General features: G+C 62.5%; 3 protein-coding genes. All 3 read left to right on the top strand.

The genetic code is table 11. The features are described 5' to 3' along the window. A partial coding sequence (locus EN935_RS26615; RefSeq protein ID WP_164771360.1) for a mechanosensitive ion channel domain-containing protein occupies positions 1-1,637 on the top strand: 1,637 nt, incomplete at its 5' end. Between the two features lie 156 nt (positions 1,638-1,793). After that, positions 1,794-2,057: a hypothetical protein gene (locus EN935_RS26610; RefSeq protein WP_056596396.1), complete on the top strand. Its 264-nt coding sequence runs from the start codon at positions 1,794-1,796 to the stop codon at positions 2,055-2,057. A gap of 227 nt (positions 2,058-2,284) precedes the next feature. Next, positions 2,285-3,598 (top strand): UbiA family prenyltransferase (locus EN935_RS26605; RefSeq protein WP_127373778.1); only part of this gene is annotated, 1,314 nt, incomplete at its 3' end.

Here is a 3,598-nt window from a genome sequence, read left to right as displayed (position 1 = left end):
ACATTGGTCTGTTCCTCAATGCGCTGGCGGCCGTCATCGGGGTTGTGTTCTGCGTTAACCGGCTGACCAATGCAGCACTGTCGCCGCGACTGCCGAACTGGCGCCTTATACCGGTCGAAACGGGGCCGGCGCGCTGGCTGGTGCGGTTGACGACCGCCATGGCGGTGGTCATCGGCTTCAACTATTTCCTGTCGATCGTTAACGACAAGATGGGCTCGCCGCTTTCGCTGACCATCGCCCGCAGTTTCGGCGCCACCATCATCGTCGGCGTCATCCTGATCCTGATGGCGATGCTGAGGCCTTTCAAAGCGCGTGACGGAAGCTGGCGGCCGTGGCCGGCGTGGCTGCGATATACATCACTTGCGCTTGGCCTGTTCACCATAGTCGCCGCACTGCTCGGCTATATCGGTCTTGGCCTGTTTGTCTCTTCGCAGGTCGTCGTCACGGGCACCGTCTTGATCACCGCCTATATCGGCTTCCTGTCGGCGCGGGCGATCGGCGAGGAGGGCGCTTTCGCCAACACCTCCGTCGGGCGCTGGCTGTCGGCCAATTCTAGCTACGAGGACACCGCGCTCGACCAGCTCGGCCTTGTCGTCAGCGTCGCTATCAATGTGATGATCGTTCTGGTGTTCCTGCCGTTGATCCTGCTGATGTGGGGCTTCCAGCCTGGCGACATCGAGGCCTGGGCCTACAAGCTAGCAACCGGGATCAATATCGGCTCGGTGACGATTTCGGTCACCGGCATCCTTTCGGGCATCGTCGTCTTCGTCATCGGCTATTTCCTGACGCGCTGGTTCCAGGGCTGGCTCGACGGTTCGGTGATGGCGCGCGGCAAGGTCGATACCGGGGTGCGCAATTCGATCCGGCTGGCGGTCGGCTATGCCGGCGTCGCGCTTGCGGCCCTCGTCGGCATCTCGGCGGCGGGCATCGACCTGTCCAGTCTTGCTCTGGTCGCCGGTGCTCTTTCCCTCGGTATCGGTTTTGGCCTGCAGAATGTGGTGTCCAATTTCGTCTCCGGCCTGATCCTTTTGGCCGAGCGGCCGTTCAAGGTCGGCGACTGGATCGTCGCCGGCGATGTCAGCGGAACGGTCAAGAAGATCAGCGTGCGCGCCACCGAGATCGAGACCTTCCAGCGGCAGTCGGTGATTCTGCCCAATTCGAACCTGATCAACAACGCCGTCGGCAACTGGACGCACCGCAACAAGCTCGGCCGCGTCGACATCAAGGTCGGCGTCGCCTATGGCAGCGACGTCAAGCAGGTTCATGCCATCCTGCTGGAGATCGCACGCAGCCACCCGCTGGTGCTGAAGAACCCCGAACCCTTCGTGCTGTTTTCCAATTTCGGCACAGCAGCGCTCGAGTTCGAGATCCGCGTGTTCCTGGCCGACGTGATGAACGGCAACATCGCGCAAAACGACATCCGTTTTGCCGTGCTCGAAAGGTTCAGCGGCGAGCACATCGAAATTCCCTCGACGCCGCGCGCCGTCGTCGAGATCCACAAGCCCAAGGCCTGGCCGACCGACGACGACAAGATCGAGGCCGACTTCGCCGAACAGGAACAGGTGAAGGCCGAAGCCGAGGCGGAGAAGAAGCGACTGGCCAAGTCCCGCAAGACCAAGAAACCCGATCCGGACTAGGCCCAGGATCTGTGGCCGCAATCCCGCCGAAAACCAATTGCGGCATGAATGCGGCATTCAGTTGCGGTTCAGCTTCCATCTCATATAAGCTCCCATGCAAAGGCGAAAATGCCTTGCGAAATGCAACAGAGGCGGTGGGAACACCGATATTGCACCATGTGGAAGTCTCTCGTCGCTGCCGTCGCCCTGGTCGCCGCCATCGGCTCGGCCCATGCCGCGAGCGCGGTCAACAAGGACGCCGAGACCCGCACGCTGGTCGTGACCGAGGGCGGCAGCAAGACCGACCTCGCGCTGGCCGGAGGCGAAACGGTTGAGTTCTGCCCGAATGGCTGTTTCGTCACCTTGCCGAACGGCGACCTCGAAGCCCTGACCGGTTCGGAAACCGTCGAAATCTCGGGCGGCGTCGCCCGCATCAAGTAATTCCGACGGCACGATTGGAAAGGCCGGGCAATTTGCTCGGCCTTTTATCGTTTCCGGTAGCGATTGTTTAACAACGACGCCGGAAATACCGCGGTGGCAGCCGCCTACAACCGGGCGTTTTAACGTTCGCTACGCCATCCCCCGCTATACCAGCATCAAGACGCCGAAAAGCGGCGCGCAACGGGATTCCGGTTTCCCGGATCATACGCTGGCAGGGCAGGACGGACATGGATGCGCGGTCGGACAGGAACGCAATACCGCTTGCGGTCGATCTCGATGGCACGCTGATCGCGACCGACCTGTTGTGGGAAGGGCTGTTCATCCTTCTCAAGAAGAACCCGCTCTATATCTTCCTCGTGCCTTTCTGGGCCGCCGGCGGGCCGGCGCGGCTGAAGCAGGCGATCGCGCAGCGCATCGACATCGATCCGGCATCGCTGCCCTATCGCGAGGCGCTGCTTTGCCGCCTCCGGACCGAGCACGCCGAGGGTCGCAAGATCGTGCTGGCGACCGGCACGCCGCGCAAGTTCGCAGACGCAATCGCTAGCCATCTCGGCATATTCGACCGGGTGCTGGCCACCGACGGTCTCGCCAATCTCACCTCGGGCAGGAAGCGCGCCTCGCTGATCGCGGCCTATGGCGATGGCGGCTTCGACTACGCCGGCAACAGTCGCCATGATCTCCAGGTCTTCGACGCCGCGCGCAACGCCATTGTCGTCGCACCCGACCGTCATGCCGCGCGCTGGCAAGCAGCACATGGCGCCGAGACGATGCCGGCGCCGAAGCCGAATTTGCGGACCATCGTCAAGATGCTGCGCGTGCATCAGTGGCTGAAGAACTCGCTGATCGCCGTGCCGATGGTGCTCTCGCACGAATACTTCAATTGGGACATGATCTGGGAATGCCTGCTGGCATTCGTCTCGTTCAGCGCGGTGGCCTCGGCCATCTACATCCTCAACGATTTCTTCGACCTTGCGCTCGACCGCAAGCACCTCACCAAGCGCAACAGGCCGTTCGCCAGCGGTGCGCTATCGATCCCGTTCGGGCTTGGCGCGATCGCGGTGCTTTTGGCGATCGGCATCGGCACGGGGCTGTTTCTGCCGCCCGAATTCCTGGCTGTGCTCGGCGGCTACATGGTCGTCACCACGGCCTATTCGCTGTCGTTCAAGCGCATGCTGCTGGTCGACGTGCTGACGCTCGCCGGTCTCTATACCATTCGCGTTCTGGCCGGTGCGGCGGCGACCGGCGTCGATGTCTCGTTCTGGCTGCTTGCCTTCTCGATCTTCTTCTTCCTGTCGCTGGCGCTGGTGAAGCGCTTTGTCGAACTGCGCACCACCGTCATTCCGCCTGGGGAGCGCATTGCCGGGCGCGGCTATCGCACCGAAGACCAGGAGATCGTCGCCCAGGCCGGCATGGCCTCGGCCTTCTCCTCGGCGCTGGTTCTGGCGCTCTACATGGATAGTGTCGCGGTGCGCGAGCTTTATCCGCATCCGTGGCTGATCTGGCCGCTGGCGCCGATTGGGCTTTATCTCACCATGCGCGTC

It is taken from the genome of Mesorhizobium sp. M7D.F.Ca.US.004.03.1.1 (genome assembly GCF_003998635.1).
GTDB classification, from domain to species: Bacteria; Pseudomonadota; Alphaproteobacteria; order Rhizobiales; family Rhizobiaceae; genus Mesorhizobium; species Mesorhizobium loti.
This window is presented reverse-complemented; position numbering and strand designations above follow the sequence as displayed.

Excerpts from the sequence above, each read along its gene's own strand:
- EN935_RS26610 (WP_056596396.1), top strand. The coding sequence starts at position 1,794 with ATGTGGAAGTCTCTCGTCGCTGCCGTCGCCCTGGTCGCCGCCATCGGC.